This is a genomic window from Bacillus sp. SCT118, assembly GCF_058566435.1.
In genome coordinates, this window is the sequence record NZ_CP191225.1 from 2,096,364 (window position 1) to 2,112,710 (window position 16,347).

14 protein-coding genes are annotated in these 16,347 nt (G+C 45.3%); 13 read left to right on the forward strand and 1 reads right to left on the reverse strand.

Going from position 1 to position 16,347, the window contains the following annotated elements; translation table 11 throughout:
- The first annotated feature begins 2 nt into the window (after positions 1-2).
- From ppsE to nrnB, 13 genes are all read left to right on the forward strand, one after another.
- Positions 3-3,842 carry a plipastatin non-ribosomal peptide synthetase PpsE gene (gene ppsE, locus ACQVGT_RS10875; protein ID WP_080030672.1) on the forward strand — a complete coding sequence of 1,280 codons (3,840 nt, stop codon included), beginning with the start codon at positions 3-5 and terminating at the stop codon, positions 3,840-3,842.
- A gap of 107 nt (positions 3,843-3,949) precedes the next feature.
- On the forward strand, positions 3,950-4,342 hold the full coding sequence (locus ACQVGT_RS10880; RefSeq protein ID WP_015383792.1) for a DUF1360 domain-containing protein: 393 nt from the start codon (positions 3,950-3,952) through the stop codon (positions 4,340-4,342).
- A 135-nt stretch (positions 4,343-4,477) separates the two neighbouring features.
- Positions 4,478-6,010, forward strand: coding sequence for a glycoside hydrolase family 10-like protein (locus ACQVGT_RS10885; protein ID WP_015383791.1), 1,533 nt, complete (start codon positions 4,478-4,480; stop codon positions 6,008-6,010).
- Positions 6,011-6,094: 84 nt separating this feature from the next.
- Positions 6,095-6,247 carry a hypothetical protein gene (locus ACQVGT_RS10890; RefSeq protein ID WP_144052039.1) on the forward strand — a complete coding sequence of 51 codons (153 nt, stop codon included), beginning with the start codon at positions 6,095-6,097 and terminating at the stop codon, positions 6,245-6,247.
- A complete protein-coding gene (locus ACQVGT_RS10895; protein WP_046340239.1) occupies positions 6,237-6,539 on the forward strand; it encodes a DUF5367 family protein in 303 nt (100 codons plus the stop codon). The genes ACQVGT_RS10890 and ACQVGT_RS10895 overlap by 11 nt, the downstream gene beginning before the upstream one ends.
- A 51-nt stretch (positions 6,540-6,590) precedes the next feature.
- Positions 6,591-7,733: an acyl-CoA dehydrogenase gene (locus ACQVGT_RS10900; RefSeq protein WP_015483292.1), complete on the forward strand. Its 1,143-nt coding sequence runs from the start codon at positions 6,591-6,593 to the stop codon at positions 7,731-7,733.
- Between the two features lie 44 nt (positions 7,734-7,777).
- On the forward strand, positions 7,778-9,427 hold the full coding sequence (locus ACQVGT_RS10905) for an AMP-binding protein (RefSeq protein WP_015383788.1): 1,650 nt from the start codon (positions 7,778-7,780) through the stop codon (positions 9,425-9,427).
- A 9-nt stretch (positions 9,428-9,436) separates the two neighbouring features.
- On the forward strand, positions 9,437-10,771 hold the full coding sequence (locus ACQVGT_RS10910) for an acetyl-CoA carboxylase biotin carboxylase subunit (RefSeq protein WP_015383787.1): 1,335 nt from the start codon (positions 9,437-9,439) through the stop codon (positions 10,769-10,771).
- A gap of 14 nt (positions 10,772-10,785) precedes the next feature.
- The gene (locus ACQVGT_RS10915; protein ID WP_014476962.1) at positions 10,786-11,007 is read left to right on the forward strand and encodes an acetyl-CoA carboxylase biotin carboxyl carrier protein subunit; all 222 of its coding nucleotides are present in this window, start codon (positions 10,786-10,788) and stop codon (positions 11,005-11,007) included.
- Positions 11,008-11,021: 14 nt separating this feature from the next.
- Positions 11,022-11,921: a hydroxymethylglutaryl-CoA lyase gene (gene ldeG, locus ACQVGT_RS10920; protein ID WP_015383785.1), complete on the forward strand. Its 900-nt coding sequence runs from the start codon at positions 11,022-11,024 to the stop codon at positions 11,919-11,921.
- 20 nt (positions 11,922-11,941) lie between these two features.
- Positions 11,942-12,724 (forward strand): enoyl-CoA hydratase, encoded by a 783-nt coding sequence (locus ACQVGT_RS10925; protein ID WP_015383784.1) that lies wholly within the window; start codon positions 11,942-11,944, stop codon positions 12,722-12,724.
- A gap of 10 nt (positions 12,725-12,734) precedes the next feature.
- Entirely contained in the window at positions 12,735-14,270 is a 1,536-nt protein-coding gene (locus ACQVGT_RS10930) for an acyl-CoA carboxylase subunit beta (RefSeq protein WP_080030671.1), read from the forward strand.
- Positions 14,271-14,439: 169 nt separating this feature from the next.
- The gene (gene nrnB / locus ACQVGT_RS10935; protein WP_015383782.1) at positions 14,440-15,639 is read left to right on the forward strand and encodes an oligoribonuclease NrnB; all 1,200 of its coding nucleotides are present in this window, start codon (positions 14,440-14,442) and stop codon (positions 15,637-15,639) included.
- 47 nt (positions 15,640-15,686) lie between these two features.
- Here nrnB and uptA read toward each other — a convergent pair whose 3' ends face one another.
- Positions 15,687-16,283, reverse strand: coding sequence for an undecaprenyl phosphate transporter UptA (gene uptA / locus ACQVGT_RS10940; RefSeq protein ID WP_003231529.1), 597 nt, complete (start codon positions 16,281-16,283; stop codon positions 15,687-15,689).
- Positions 16,284-16,347 lie beyond the last annotated feature (64 nt).

Sequence of the window (16,347 nt, forward strand, 5' to 3'; positions counted from 1 at the left end):
CCGTGAAGAAAGGTGCAGACACTATGGATAACATTAAAAAAATCAAGAACATTTATCCTCTGAGTCACATGCAGGAGGGGATGCTGTTTCATTCCTTCCTCCGTAAAGAGGAGGGGGCGTATGTTGAGCAGTCGCTCTTCACCATTAAAGGAAGCCTCAGCTATGACTGGTTCCAGCGCAGCATTCAAGCCATTATCGACCGCCATGATATTTTCAGAACCGTGTTTTTGCCGCACGTCCCGCATTTGTCGGGACCTCGGCAAGTCGTGATGACAGAACGTGAATTCCATTTGTACAGCGAAGACATTTCTCATCTGCCAACAAACGACCAGAATGAGTATATTGAACGCTTTAAAGAGAAGGACAAGCAAAAAGGCTTTGATCTGCAAAAAGACATGCTGATGCGGATTTCTCTATTCAAAACAGCTAAAGATGAACATGTCTGTATCTGGAGTCACCATCATATTTTAATGGACGGATGGTGCCTAGGTATTGTTATGCAGGAATTTATGCAAATTTATCAATCGATTCATGCAGGAAAACCGCTTTCATTAGACCCTGTCCGTCCGTACAGCACCTATATTTCCTGGCTGACAAACCGAGACAAAGAAAAAGCAGCGGCCTACTGGGATACCTATTTAAAAAACTACAGCACCCCATCACCTCTGCCTCGGGTGTCTGATAAAGAAACAAAAGAAGGTTATCACCGTGAAGATTTGATATTTTCATTAAATAAACCACTGACAGACAAGCTGAAAGAGGCTGCCAAACAACATGGCGTCACGCTCGCTACCCTTATTCAAACGGTCTGGGGTGTGATGCTGCAGCAATATAACCGCACAGACGACGTTGTGTTTGGCGCAGTTGTATCAGGAAGACCGTCAGAAATCCCGGGCGTGGAGCAAATGATAGGGTTGTTTATCAATACCATACCGATTCGAATTAAAACACATCAAGACGAAACGTTTCAAGGACTGCTCATACGATGCCAGAAAGAAATGCTGGAAGCTGAGCCGTTTACCTGCCAGCCTTTATTTGATATTCAGGCAAACACCGCATTAAAACAGGAACTGATTGATCACATTATCGTCTTTGAAAACTATCCGTTACAGCAGAAAATCGCCGATTCCGCTGATCAAACCGATTCACCGCTGCAAATCGATCAAGTTCAAGTATCCGAGCAATCAGGATATAACTTTAATCTTGTCGTTGCTCCCGGCGAAGAGCTTGTCGTCAAGTTCAGCTATAATGCGTTCGTTTACGATGCTGCCTGGATCAGCTGTATCAAGAGGCAATTTACGCAAGCGCTTAGCACAGCGGCACAGCACCCTCATATGCCAATTGCTGATTTTTCTTTTCTTGATGCAACAGAAAAAGTGCAGATTGTCACACAGTTCAACAATACAAAAACGGAGTATCCAAAGAATCATACAATTATCGATTTATTTCGCGAACAAGCAGAAAAGACGCCAGACCATACCGCACTTGTGTATGGCAATATGTCTATTTCGTATAAAGAGCTTGATAAACGCTCTAATGCGCTCGCCAGAGAGTTAATTCAAAAGGGATTTCGGCAAAACGAGACAGCCGGAATATTGGCTGCACATTCTCCCGAATTCATGATCAGTGTGCTTGCCGTTTTAAAAGCAGGGGGAGCATACCTCCCGCTTGATGCGGAGCTTCCTCCTGAACGAGTCAGCTTTATGCTTGAGGAAACGCAAGCAAAAATGTTGATTGTTCAAAAGGGGCTGGAGCAAAATGCTGTGTTCTCAGGGACATGTATCATTTCAGATGCGCAGGCATTGTCAGAAGAGAACGATATCCCAATCAATATCACCTCCAGCCCGGACGATCTTGCATACATCATGTATACCTCAGGATCAACAGGCCGGCCGAAAGGGGTCATGATTACGAATCGCAATGTCGTGTCCCTTGTCAGAAACAGCAATTACACGTCTGCGTCCGGTGATGACCGGTTTATTCTTACTGGATCTATCAGCTTTGACGCCGTCACCTTTGAAATGTTCGGGTCACTTTTAAATGGCGCAAGCCTTCATATCATTGATAAATCGACAATGCTGACACCTGATCGGTTTGGGGCGTATTTGCTTGAAAATGACATCACAGTGCTATTTTTAACTACAGCTCTTTTTAATCAGCTGGCACAGGTACGAGCTGACATGTTTCGCGGACTCCATACGTTATATGTCGGAGGAGAAGCACTCTCTCCTGCCCTGATGAATGCCGTCAGACACGCCTGTCCAGATCTCGCGCTTCATAATATTTACGGGCCTACGGAAAACACGACTTTTTCAACCTTTTTTGAAATGAAGAGAGACTATGCGGGGCCGATTCCGATTGGAAAACCAATCAGCAATAGCACCGCTTACATCTTAGATACAAAAGGACGTCTTTTGCCAATAGGCGTTCCCGGCGAGCTTTGTGTTGGCGGTGATGGGGTCGCTAAAGGCTATTTGAACAGAGATGACCTGACAAATGCTGTTTTTTCTCCTCATCCTTTCTTGTCTGGAGAAAGAATATACCGTACCGGTGATTTGGCGCGCTGGCTGCCTGATGGAAACTTAGAATACATCAGCAGAATTGACAGGCAAATGAAAATCCGCGGAAAACGAATTGAGCCTGCCGAAATAGAAGCGCGCCTGTTAGAAATGGAAGGCGTGCAGGAAGCAGCAGTGACATTGAGAGAAAAAGATGGAGAGGCGCAGCTGTACACTCATTACGTCGGTGATCACAAAAAAACAGATACGGATTTTCGCGCCGATTTGGCGCGTGTGCTTCCAGACTATATGATCCCGCAGCACTGGGTGCGTGTGGAGCGGATGCCGCTTACCGGAAACGGAAAAATAGACCGCAGCGCGCTGCCTATTCCAGAAAATAAGCCTGCCAAACGACAGAACATCATATTGCCAAGAAACTTGGTTGAAGAAGAATTGGCGAACATTTGGAAGCAAGTCCTCGGTGTTAACACAATCAGTATTGATGATGACTTCTTTGCTATTGGCGGACATTCACTAAAAGCACTGCAAGTCATACATACACTAAAACATCAGCAGAACATTGACATACCGATTGATTTCTTGTTCGAACATCCGACAATCGCTCAGCTTGCCGAAAAACTTTATTCTAAACAGCTGAGAGCGGCAGATGAACAGCATGTGATCAAACTGAACCAGCACGGCGCGCAAAAACTTTTCTGCTTCCCGCCGATATCAGGATTTGGCATTTATTTTAAAGACCTTGCTTTATTGCTGAATGAGAAGGCAGCCGTATACGGGTTTCACTTTATTGAACAAGACACCCGCATTGAACAATATGTTAATTGCATGACGGACATACAGCCTGAGGGCCCATACGTTTTATTAGGCTACTCTGCAGGCGGAAACCTGGCTTTTGAAGTGGCACAGGCTATGGAGCGCAAAGGATTGGAAGTCAGCGACTTCATTATTGTGGACGCTTATCTAAAGGAACAGTCTTTGCCTATCGATACCGGTAATGACGAATCTGCAGCATATCTGCCTGAAGCAGTCAGAGAAAAGGTGATGAAGAAAAAAAGAAACTATCAGGCATATTGGGCACAATTGCTGAATGAAGGGCACATCAAAGCAAGCATTCATTTCATCGAAGCTGGAATCCACCCCGAAACCAGCGAGAATACAGGCTTAACGAAATGGGAAGGCGCCTGTGGAAACTATAGTGAGTACTCGGGTTTTGGCGCTCATAAAGACATGCTGGAAGGAACATATGCTGAAAAGAATGCTGACATCATCCTCGACATTTTAGAAAAGATCACTTCAAATAAAGCAATCCCGCACAAACAATAGAGCGGATTCGCGGACAGAGGCATTCTCTGTCCGCTTCTTTTTGTATCAAAGAATGGATCGATGACACTAGGGAATGATAACATCATCCTTTTTCTTGGAGGCTTGTCATGGATCATCTATCTTTTCTTACGTTTATCATGCTGATTCTAGCCAGTTACAGGCTGACACATTTGATTGTATTTGATAAAATCACAGAATTTATCCGAAAACCTTTTATGAAAAAGAAAAGGATTGTTGATCAAAACGGGCATGTAGATGAAAAAAGCGTGCCGGCTTCTAACTTTGGATACATGCTCAATTGCTACTGGTGTGCCGGTGTTTGGTGTGCCATCTTGATCGGACTCGGCTATCTTTTTTCGCCTCGTATTGCAATACCGGTGATATTTATTTTAGCCATTGCCGGAGCACAAGCGATCCTTGAAACGGCTGTCGGTGTCGGCGTAAAACTTATTGACGTGTTAAAAAGTCTGCAAACCATGATTAATGATAAAAAGTCCTAAAAGCGGTTCACAACATGCTTTAGGACTTTTTTCGTTTATTTAGTGAGATAGACATTCTGTTAATCACCCTTTTATAGCCCGGGAATACCGTAATAGCGAATAGTGAAAGTGATGTAATGGGGGAGAAGAAACAGAATGAAGGTTTGCCAAAAGTCGATTGTCCGTTTCCTTGTCAGCTTGATCATCGGAACGTTTGTCATTTCCGTTCCGTTTATGGCCAATGCGCAGTCTGACAGGGAGCTGAGAGCCGTATGGATTGCTTCCGTATTAAATATTGATTGGCCGTCCAAAAAAGGGTTATCTGTGAAAGAGCAAAAACAGGAGTATATCAAACTGCTGAACGATGTGCAAAAAATGGGAATGAATGCCGTTATCGTTCAGATTAAACCGACGGCTGATGCCTTTTATCCGTCAGCCTACGGGCCTTGGTCGGAATACTTAACCGGTGTCCAAGGGAAGGACCCGGGCTATGATCCTCTTGCATTTATGATTGAAGAAACCCATAAACGAAATTTGGAATTTCACGCGTGGTTTAATCCTTACCGTATTACAATGAATCATACAGATCTTAATAAATTGTCTGAGGATCACCCGGCAAGAAAACATCCAGATTGGGTTGCCGCCTATGGAAACCAGCTGTATTATCATCCAGGCATTCCAGAAGCGAGAGATTTTATCGTCAAAGGCATTGAAGAAGTCGTAAAACATTATGATATCGATGCTGTTCATATGGATGATTATTTTTACCCTTATAAAATAGCAGGACAGGAATTTCCTGATCAAGCACAGTACGATCAATACGGAAAAGACGCTTTTTCTAATATCGATGACTGGCGGCGGGACAATGTGAACCAGCTTGTCAAACAAATCAACCAAACAATTAAAGCTGCAAAACCGTATGTCAAATTCGGCATCAGTCCCTTTGGAGTATGGAGAAACGCCGCAGATGACCCGACCGGATCGAATACAAAAGCAGGCGTCAGAAATTATGACGATCTATATGCAGACACAAGACATTGGATCCAAGAAGGCGACATCGATTATATTGCTCCGCAAATTTATTGGAGTATCGGCTTTAACGCAGCGGCTTACGACGTGCTGGCTGATTGGTGGAGCAATGAAGTCAAAAATAGGCCTGTTCACTTATATATTGGCCAGGCAGCATATAAAATCAATAACAATTTTGATCCGCCTTGGTCTGACCCTGAGGAATATGTGCGGCAAATCACTTTGAACCGCCAGCTTGAACTGGTGAAAGGAAGCATGCATTTCAGCCTCAAGGACCTCAACAAAAATCCGCTTGGCATCAAAGACAGGCTCAGCACCGATCTTTACAGCAAGCCGGCACTGGTTCCGCAAATGCCTTGGCTTGACAATACCGCCCCAAAAAAACCGAAGCTTACGAAAGTCACCGAAGACAAAAACGGCAATCTTCTGCAGATTAAAGATCACCCATCAAATCAAAAAACGAAAGAAACAGCCTATTATGCGATATACAGAGCCGAAGGGAAAAAGCAGAAAACATTGCTGGCAACACAAAGAAAAACACATGAGCAGCAAACCTTCTTAGATAACACGGCAGATCCTAACAAGAAATATACGTATTATGTCACTTCAGCAGACCGGCTTCATAACGAAAGCAAGGCTTCCAAACGAACAACAAAATAAGAAATGAGAAAGACGGCTTTCTAAGTCGTCTTTTTTTAAAAAGTGATTTTGGAGACAGGAAACGATGGTAAACCGCTGTAGGCGGTGTTTGGACATTTTCCATTATTGGAATCTGAGAAGCTAGTACTAAGTAAATTCGAAGAGAAACACGTACAGGACGTGTTTTACGTTTTCATTTCTAGTCTGGTTAGTTGCCACATTATTTTTTGTGCTGTTCGGAGATGCTGTGTTGACTGATCCGGCTGAAGAAGCCTTTTTGCCGAACTTTCTTCTCTTGGGAGCGGGCACCGCTCTTGTTTTATGCCTTGTGTTCTTTCTCTATCAAAAACTCGATCAATCACAGTTCGCGGTGATCAAGCTAGGTATATGGGGATCAGCGGTCGGTTTATTGATGGATACGATTTCCCTTTGGAATCATCCCCTCATCCTCCCGGCTTTATCAAAGGGCCAAGTTATTGTGTTTGCGATATGGATGGTATGCGCCTACGGATTCAGTTTTAATTTTCAGACTTTTCTTGTCAGGGAATGATTATAGAACTCGCCTAATAGGATGTTACAAAGATGTGAAGGAGGAAACGATGTGAATTTTGAGCTGACAAAAGAACAACAAATGGTGCGTGAAATGGTAAAAGATTTTGCGAAAAAAGAAATTGCTCCTCACGCTGAACATGTAGATCAAACAGGCGAGTTCCCGATGCAAACATTTGAAAAAATGGGTGAACTCGGTCTGATGGGTATTCCATTTCCAGAAGAATACGGCGGATCTGGCGGTGATACGATTTCATATGCCTTAGCGGTTGAAGAAGTCGGCAAAGCCTGCGGCAGTACTGGATTAAGCTATGCTGCAGCGGTCTCGCTAGGCGCAAGCCCTCTTTACTACTTCGGAACAGAAGAACAAAAACGGATGCATTTGACGCCGCTGGCTTCAGGCACAGCACTCGGATCATTCGGCCTGACGGAACCAAATGCCGGCTCAGATGCAGGAGGCACTCAAACAAAAGCGATTTCAAATGGTGACGAGTATGTAATCAACGGCGAAAAGTGCTGGATCACTAATGCAAGCTACGCACGCACAGTTATTGTAACCGCCGTAACAGGCAAAAACAAAGACGGAAAAAACATCATCTCCGCATTAATCGTGCCAACTGACACACCAGGACTTACGATTACGAGCCCGTACGATAAAATGGGCGTCCGCGGTTCGAATACAGCGGAAATTTTGCTTGAGGATGTAAGAGTGCCTGCGGCCAACTTACTTGGCGATCCAACAAAAGGGTTTAAACAGTTTCTATATACGCTGGACGGAGGGCGAATCTCCATCGCTGCTCTTGCAGTCGGCATTGCCCAAGCGGCCCTTGACGCATCATTGGCATATGCGAAAGAACGAAAGCAGTTTGGACAGCCGATTTCTTCCTTTCAAGCGATTCAATTTAAGCTTGCTGACATGGCGATGGAAATTGATCTGGCACGGCAAATGGTGTTAAAAGCCGCCTGGCTGAAAGACCATAACCACCCGTTCACCAAAGAAGCGGCGTACGCCAAGCTATTCGCATCTGAAATGGCGACAAGAGCTTGCAATCAAGCCATTCAAATCCATGGAGGTTCAGGCTATATGAAAGAGTATGGGGTGGAACGGATGCTGCGGGACGCAAAATTAATGGAAATCGGTGAAGGCACATCTGAAATTCAGCGTCTCGTGATCGCCAGACAGCTTTTAAAATAAAAAATGTAAACGCTTTCCGATCATTAAGAAAGGAGGAGCAATGAATGGCTGAACTCATCCATTCCACAATCGGCAGGCTGCTGGAACAAACAGCTGATACGTATCCCGATCGAGACGCTGTTGTGTATCCAGACCGAAATATCCGCTATACGTACGCCGAATTTGACAGTCTGTGCCGTCAAACCGCTAAAGGGCTCATGCGAATTGGGATTGGAAAAGGAGACCACGTCGCCATATGGGCTTCTAATATCCCTGAATGGCTTGCCGTCCAGTTCGCAACTGCGAAGATCGGAGCCGTGCTCGTGACCGTCAATACCAATTATCAAGCACACGAGCTGGACTACTTGTTAAAGCAATCGGATGCCTCCGCGCTTATTATCATGGATTCATACAGGGGCACTTCTTATCCAGACATCGTGAGCAGTTTAATTCCAGAACTGCAAGAAGCAAAGCCCGGCCAACTGAAATCAGAACGCTATCCCTTTTTAAAAACGCTGATCTATATTGGCAATAAACGGTTGCCTGGCATGTATCATTGGGACGATACAGAGATATTGGCGAAAACAGTGACAGATGCTGAGCTTGAAGAGAGAATGAACAGCCTGGATAAAGACGATGTGATTAATATGCAATACACATCAGGAACGACAGGGTTTCCAAAAGGCGTGATGCTGACCCATTTTAATGTCATCAATAACGCTGCCAATATCGCTGAATGTATGGTTTTAACTTCTCAAGACCGCATGTGCATCCCGGTTCCGTTTTTTCACTGCTTTGGATGCGTGCTTGGGGTTTTGGCATGTGTATCCGTCGGGGCAGCCATGATACCCGTGCAAGAATTTGATCCTGTTACCGTCCTTAAAACGGTAGAAAAAGAGAAATGCACAGCCCTCCATGGTGTGCCTACCATGTTTATCGCCGAGCTGCATCATCCGGATTTTGATGCATATGATCTATCGACGCTCCGAACAGGAATCATGGCCGGCTCTCCTTGTCCAAGTGAAGTGATGAAAGCTGTGATTGAAAGGGTGGGCATGAAAGACATTACGATCGCCTATGGACAAACCGAAGCCTCGCCAGTCATTACACAAACGAGAGCAAATGATTCCTTCATAAGAAGAGTCGAAACAACCGGCCGCGCCCTGCCACATACTGAAGTGAAAATTGTAGAACCCGGGACATGTCAAGAAGTTCAAAGAGGCGCGCAGGGAGAACTGTGCACCCGCGGCTATCACGTCATGAAAGGCTATTATAAAGACAAAGAAGCGACCAGAAAAGCAATCAATCATGACGGATGGCTGTTTACCGGAGATCTTGCTGTCATGGATGAAGACGGGTACTGCCGCATCACTGGAAGATTAAAAGATATGCTCATCAGAGGCGGCGAGAACATTTATCCGCGGGAAATTGAAGAATTTTTATACCGGCATCCCGCTGTTTTAGATGTACAGGTCGTTGGTGTGCCTGACGCCAAATTCGGGGAGGAAGCTGCAGCCTGGATTAAACTGAAAGACGGTAAAAGCGTTTCACCTGATGAGCTTAAAGCCTATTGCAAAGGGAAAATCGCCCGCCACAAAATTCCGCGTTATGTTATTTTTACGGATGACTATCCGATGACGGCCTCAGGCAAAATTCAAAAATATAAACTGCGAGAAAAAACGATTGAAATGTTCAACCTATCATCAAGTCAATGAGGTGAAATCATGTTTACAAAAGTACTGATCGCCAACCGCGGAGAAATTGCAATGAGAATTATCCGAACATGCAGCCGTCTCGGCATTAAAACGGTCGCGGTTTATTCAGAAGCAGACAAGGACGCGCCCCATACAAAAGCCGCTACAGAGGCTTATTTGATCGGGGAATCGAGAGTCAGTGAAAGTTATTTAAATATAGAGAGAATCATAAACACGGCGAAAAAAGCAAATGCCGACGCGATCCACCCTGGATATGGATTGTTATCAGAAAACAGCCGATTCGCTGAACGCTGCAAGCAAGAAAACATCGTGTTTATCGGACCTTCCCCTGATATCATCGCAAAGATGGGCAGCAAAATTGAAGCGCGAAAAGCAATGGAGGCTGCAGGTGTCCCTGTGGTGCCGGGCGTTTCTGAATCCCTCGGAGATATAGAGGCAGCCTGCCGCACCGCAAGTCAAATCGGCTATCCTGTCATGCTGAAAGCTTCAGCGGGCGGAGGCGGCATCGGAATGCAGCGTGTTGAAAATGAAGAAGCATTAAAAAAAGCGTACGAGGGAAACAAAAAGCGCGCAGCAGATTTTTTCGGTGACGGGTCGATGTATATAGAAAAAGTTATTGAACATGCGCGTCACATCGAGGTTCAGCTTTTGGCCGATCAACACGGCCATACAGTACATCTGTTTGAACGTGATTGCTCTGTTCAGAGGCGCCACCAAAAAGTCATTGAAGAAGCACCGTCTCCATTTGTAGACGATGAACTAAGAATGAAGATCGGGCAAACAGCGGTAAAAGCAGCGAAGGCAATCGGCTATACGAACGCAGGCACCATCGAATTTATAGTTGACCAGAAGCAAAATTTTTATTTCCTCGAAATGAATACGAGACTGCAAGTTGAACACCCCGTGACTGAAGAAATAACAGGCCTGGACTTAGTGGAGCAGCAGCTGCGGATTGCTGCGGGCCATACACTCACATTCTCCCAAAAAGACATCCAACGGAACGGGCATGCGATAGAGGTTCGAATATACGCGGAAGATCCCAAGACCTTCTTTCCGTCACCAGGTACGATCACTGCGTTTTCACTTCCTGACCAAAAAGGAGTCAGACACGAATGTGCGGTAGCAAAAGACAGCACCGTTACCCCTTTTTATGACCCGATGATCGCTAAGATGATTGTCAAAGGCCAAACCAGAACAGAAGCAATTGAAAAACTAGAGACAGCGCTTCGCGACTATCGTGTAGAGGGAATCAAAACAAATCTTCCGCTTCTCATACAGGCTGCGGCAACAAAGGCATTTAAAGAAGGGGATGTCACGACTGACTTTTTGAAACAACACCTATAAAGGAGGCAGTTGTCATGACGGTTAGCATACAAATGGCAGGAAACCTGTGGAAAGTCCACGTCAAAGCCGGCGACCAAATCGAAAAGGGCCAGGAGGTAGCCATTTTGGAATCGATGAAAATGGAAATCCCGATCGTTGCAGATAGAAGCGGAATCGTAAAAGAAGTCAAAAAAAATGAAGGCGACTTTGTAAATGAAGGAGACGTACTGCTCGAACTGAGCGATTCCACTCAATAATTTGGAGGAAGACCATGTCATATCCTAAAAAAGTGACAATCAAAGAAGTCGGCCCGCGTGACGGCTTACAAAACGAGCCCGTATGGATCGCAACAGAGGATAAAATAACCTGGATCAACCAGCTTTCCCGGACAGGGCTGTCGTATATTGAAATCACATCCTTCGTTCACCCGAAATGGATTCCGGCGCTTCGAGATGCTATCGACGTAGCAAAAGGCATCAACCGTGAAAAAGGGGTAACGTACGCGGCACTTGTCCCGAATCAAAGAGGACTGGAGAATGCGCTTGAAGGAGGCATTAACGAGGCTTGCGTTTTTATGTCCGCCAGCGAGACGCACAACAGAAAAAACATCAATAAATCCACTTCTGAATCCCTTCATATACTCAAACAGGTAAACAACGACGCACAAAAAGCAAACCTCACAACAAGAGCCTACCTCTCGACTGTTTTCGGCTGTCCGTACGAAAAAGATGTCCCCATTGAACAAGTCATTCGCCTTTCAGAAGCTCTATTTGAATTTGGAATTTCTGAACTGTCGCTTGGAGATACGATTGGAGCGGCTAATCCCGCCCAAGTGGAAACTGTACTTGAAGCTCTTTTGGCACGATTCCCGGCTAATCAAATTGCCCTGCATTTTCATGATACGAGAGGAACAGCTCTGGCCAACATGGTCACAGCACTCCAAATGGGCATCACGGTGTTCGACGGCTCGGCAGGCGGGCTTGGGGGATGCCCATATGCGCCAGGTTCATCAGGAAACGCCGCAACTGAGGATATCGTGTACATGCTTGAACAGATGGATATCAAAACAAATGTAAAGCTCGAAAAACTGCTATCTGCGGCCAAATGGATTGAAGAAAAAATGGGCAAACCGCTGCCGAGCAGAAATTTACAGGTGTTTAAATCATCTTGATAAAAGGGAGGACGCATACAATGGGAGACTCTATTCTTTTTACTGTTAAAAATGAACATATTGCGTTGATCACCTTAAACAGGCCTCAGGCAGCAAATGCTCTTTCAGCGGAAATGCTTAGAAACCTGCAAATGATTCTTCAGGAAATTGAATTCAACTCAAACATCCGCTGCGTCATCCTCACAGGCACCGGTGAAAAAGCGTTTTGTGCAGGGGCAGACCTGAAGGAACGGATAAAACTGAAAGAAGATCAGGTTCTGGAAAGTGTATCTCTCATTCAAAGAACGACGGCTTTACTTGATGCCTTGCCGCAGCCGGTCATAGCTGCGATAAATGGAAGCGCATTAGGCGGCGGACTAGAATTGGCATTGGCATGCGACCTTCGAATCGCAGCTGAATCAGCTGTGCTGGGACTTCCGGAAACAGGGTTAGCTATTATCCCTGGCGCTGGAGGGACCCAAAGGCTGCCCCGGCTGATTGGCAGAGGAAAAGCAAAAGAATTAATTTATACAGGCAGACGCGTGACCGCACACGAAGCAAAAGAAATCGGCCTTGTAGAGCATGTCACGGCTCCTTGTGACCTTATGCCAAAAGCAGAGGAACTGGCCGCAGCCATTTCTGCCAACGGGCCGGTCGCTGTCCGTCAGGCTAAATTTGCAATCAATAAAGGATTGGAGACAGATCTCGCTACAGGCCTTGCGATTGAACACAAAGCGTATGAACAAACCATCCCGACAAAAGACAGGAGAGAAGGGCTTCAGGCCTTTCAAGAAAAAAGACGGGCCGTATACAAGGGAATATAAAAGGGAGGCAATGCTCATGGATTATGAAAAGGAACGAACAGAACGGGCTGAACGGATTCGAAAAGGCGGAGCGGAAAAGTATCATCAAAGCAATCGGGAAAAAGGCAAGCTCTTTGTCAGAGAGCGGCTTTCCCTTCTCTTTGACGATGACATTGAGCTAGAAGACGCTTTTTTTGCGGAATGTATGTCAGACGGGCTTCCCGCTGATGGAGTTGTAACCGCTATCGGCAAAATCGGCGGCCAAACCGTTTGCGTCATGGCGAATGATTCAACAGTGAAAGCGGGGTCATGGGGAGCAAAAACAGTTGAAAAAATCATCAGAATTCAAGAAACCGCCGAAAAATTAAACTGTCCGCTCATTTATTTAGTCGATTCGGCAGGCGCCCGAATTACCGACCAAATCAATGTCTTTCCAGGGAGACGCGGTGCAGGAAGAATTTTTTACAATCAAGTCAAATTATCAGGACGCATTCCGCAAATCTGTCTGCTTTTCGGACCATCTGCAGCAGGTGGCGCTTATATTCCGGCCTTCTGTGATATCGTCGTTATGATAGACGGTAACGCCTCCATGTATTTAGGCTCGCCAAGGATGGCGGAAATGGTTATTGGCGAAAAAGTGTCTCTCGAAGAAATGGGTGGCGCCCGTATGCATTGCTCAATCTCCGGCTGCGGAGATATTCTTGCAGAAACTGAAGAAGAAGCCATACAGCTGGCGCGGGCTTATTTGTCTTACTTTCCGGCAAATTTTCAAGAAAAAGCGCCCATTCATGAGAAATGCCCGCCAAAACACTTCGACACTCCGCTTGCCGACGTCATTCCGCAAAATCAAAACGCACCTTTTGATATGCATGAGCTGATTGAGCGGGTCATAGATGAAGACTCATTTTTTGAGATCAAAGCCTTATTTGCACCGGAATTATTGACGGGCCTCGCACGAATCCACGGACAGCCTGTCGGCATTGTTGCAAACCAGCCGAAGGTAAAAGGAGGCGTCTTATTCCACGATTCAGCAGACAAAGCGGCTAAGTTTATTACCTTATGTGACGCTTTTCATATCCCATTGCTGTTCTTAGCGGATATCCCCGGTTTTATGATTGGCACAAAAGTAGAACAGGCTGGGATTATCAGACACGGAGCGAAAATGATTTCTGCGATGTCGGAGGCAACTGTTCCAAAACTCTCTGTCATTGTCCGAAAAGCTTACGGGGCGGGGTTGTATGCAATGGCAGGGCCGGCATTTGAACCGGATTGCTGTCTAGCGCTCCCAACCGCCCAAATCGCCGTCATGGGCCCTGAGGCAGCTGTAAACGCTGTCTACGCTAAAAAAATCGCCGAGCTGCCAGAAGAAGAGAGAGCCGCATTTATCAGCAGCAAACGGGAGGAATACAAAGAGGACATCAATATCTACCGTCTGGCTTCAGAAATGATCATTGATGCTGTTATCCCAGCCAATTCGCTGCGTGATGAGCTGGCCAAACGGCTCAAGGCATACATGACAAAAGAAATGACATTTACCAATCGAAAACATCCGGTTTATCCGGTGTAAAAGCAAGAACTTAGGAGCGCAAAAATAGCGCTCCTTTATATATTTACAATAACAACATTATGTCAACTAATTACCTTTGCATAAAACGCTTGGTTTTTTAGAATAGTAAATAAAGGCTGCCGCACCTCTAGCGGCAATTGTCAGTTTATCATAAAAAGGGGCCTACATTATGTATCATTTATATTCACATAACGACTTGGACGGAGTAGGGTGCGGAATCGTAGCAAAATTGGCATTCGGAAAAGACGTAGAGGTCCGGTATAACTCTGTCAACGGCTTAAACGCACAGGTGCAGTACTTTTTAGAAAAAGCGAAGGAGAGCAACAGACAGGACACGTTATTCATCACCGATCTCGCCGTCAATGAAGAAAACGAAGAGAGATTGAATGAGTACGTTCATACAGGGGGCAAAGTGAAGCTCATAGACCATCATAAAACAGCCCTTCATTTGAATGAGCATGAATGGGGATTTGTCCAGGTGGAATACGATGATGGAAGGCTCACATCCGCGACATCGCTGTTATATGGCTATCTCGTTGAAAATGGCTTCATGAAACCGACAAATGCCTTAGATCAATTCACAGAGCTCGTCCGCCAATACGATACATGGGAGTGGGAGCGGTACGATCAAAAACAGGCGAAGCGGCTTAATGATCTTTTCTTTTTGCTGTCAATCGATGAATTTGAAGCAAAAATGATCCAGCGCCTTTCCACGCATGACGAATTTTTCTTCGATGATTTTGAAGAAAAACTGCTTGATTTAGAAGACGAAAAAATCGAGCGCTACCTCCGCAGAAAGAAAAGGGAAATGGTACAAACCTTTGTTCATGAGCACTGTGTAGGCATCGTTCACGCTGAATCGTACCATTCAGAGCTGGGGAACAGGCTAGGGAAAGATAACCCGCACCTCGATTACATTGCGATTTTGAGCATGGGGTCAAAACGAGTCAGTCTCCGCACCATTCATGATTATATCGATGTGTCAGAAATCGCCGGCCGATATGGCGGCGGAGGGCATGCAAAAGCGTCCGGCTGTTCAATAACCGATGAAGTATACGAGTTGTTTGTAGCTGAAGCTTTCCGTATTGACCCTGTACGGCCGGATGCCTTCCGTAACATCTATAATCTAAAGGGATCTGCGAATGGATCATTATATGAAAATCGCGCACAAATGAGATTTTTTCTTTTCCCTTTAGACAACGAATGGAATATTCAAATTAACGGAGAAACCCAAGACGAAACATTCGCAGCGTTTGAAGAGGCAGAATGGTTTATTAAGAGAAATTATGCCGCATCGCTCGTGCGGGATGAAGTGTTTGTCGCATTTTTAGCGGAGAATCTGAAGCTGGCAAATCAACATCGCAAGTAAAAAAATATGCATAGGGGAGCGTCAGTCACCCTATGCATATCCGCTAGCTATCGTTTAAATATGGCTGTACGTTTCTTAATCACAAAATAAAGGGCTATCACGACAACAGCCAATATCATAATCGGTGTTGTATAAGTGCCCGCTATATTCTCAACATCATCCCACTGGCTTCCTAGCTGTATGCCTAAATAAACAAACAGAATAGACCATGGAATGATAGCAAGCACAGTCAGTACCACAAATTTGAGAAAAGGCATTCTGGCAATACCTGCCGGAATGGATATGGCATGTCTGACAACCGGTATAAAACGAGCCGAGAAGACAACTCCGGCGCCGTATTTCTGAAACCAGTTCTCCGACATGTCGATATGATGCTTTTTAATCAATAAATACTTCCCGTATTTGTCCAGAAATGGCCTGCCGCCATAGCGGCCGATCCAGTAAATAAAGATCTGGGCAATGGTGCCCCCGATAACACCCGCAATAATTGCGCCAATAAATCCAATCGTGCCTTCCGATACCATATAGCCGCCATAAGCTAATACAATCTCACTCGGAATGATTTCAATCATTAACCCAATCGCAATACCCGCATATCCCATGTTTGTCAGCCATGTTAAAATTTCGCTTATCAAACTGCCCACATTCTTCACAACCTGTCCTAATCTTTTTCACTATTATATGACTGATTGACGAGCAAGATGGTTA

Excerpts from the sequence above, each read along its gene's own strand:
- ACQVGT_RS10910 (WP_015383787.1), top strand. The coding sequence starts at position 9,437 with ATGTTTACAAAAGTACTGATCGCCAACCGCGGAGAAATTGCAATGAGA.
- ldeG (WP_015383785.1), top strand. The coding sequence starts at position 11,022 with ATGTCATATCCTAAAAAAGTGACAATCAAAGAAGTCGGCCCGCGTGAC.
- ACQVGT_RS10885 (WP_015383791.1), top strand. The coding sequence starts at position 4,478 with ATGAAGGTTTGCCAAAAGTCGATTGTCCGTTTCCTTGTCAGCTTGATC.
- ACQVGT_RS10880 (WP_015383792.1), top strand. The coding sequence starts at position 3,950 with ATGGATCATCTATCTTTTCTTACGTTTATCATGCTGATTCTAGCCAGT.
- ACQVGT_RS10915 (WP_014476962.1), top strand. The coding sequence starts at position 10,786 with ATGACGGTTAGCATACAAATGGCAGGAAACCTGTGGAAAGTCCACGTC.
- ACQVGT_RS10905 (WP_015383788.1), top strand. The coding sequence starts at position 7,778 with ATGGCTGAACTCATCCATTCCACAATCGGCAGGCTGCTGGAACAAACA.
- ACQVGT_RS10925 (WP_015383784.1), top strand. The coding sequence starts at position 11,942 with ATGGGAGACTCTATTCTTTTTACTGTTAAAAATGAACATATTGCGTTG.
- ACQVGT_RS10930 (WP_080030671.1), top strand. The coding sequence starts at position 12,735 with ATGCTCATGGATTATGAAAAGGAACGAACAGAACGGGCTGAACGGATT.
- nrnB (WP_015383782.1), top strand. The coding sequence starts at position 14,440 with ATGTATCATTTATATTCACATAACGACTTGGACGGAGTAGGGTGCGGA.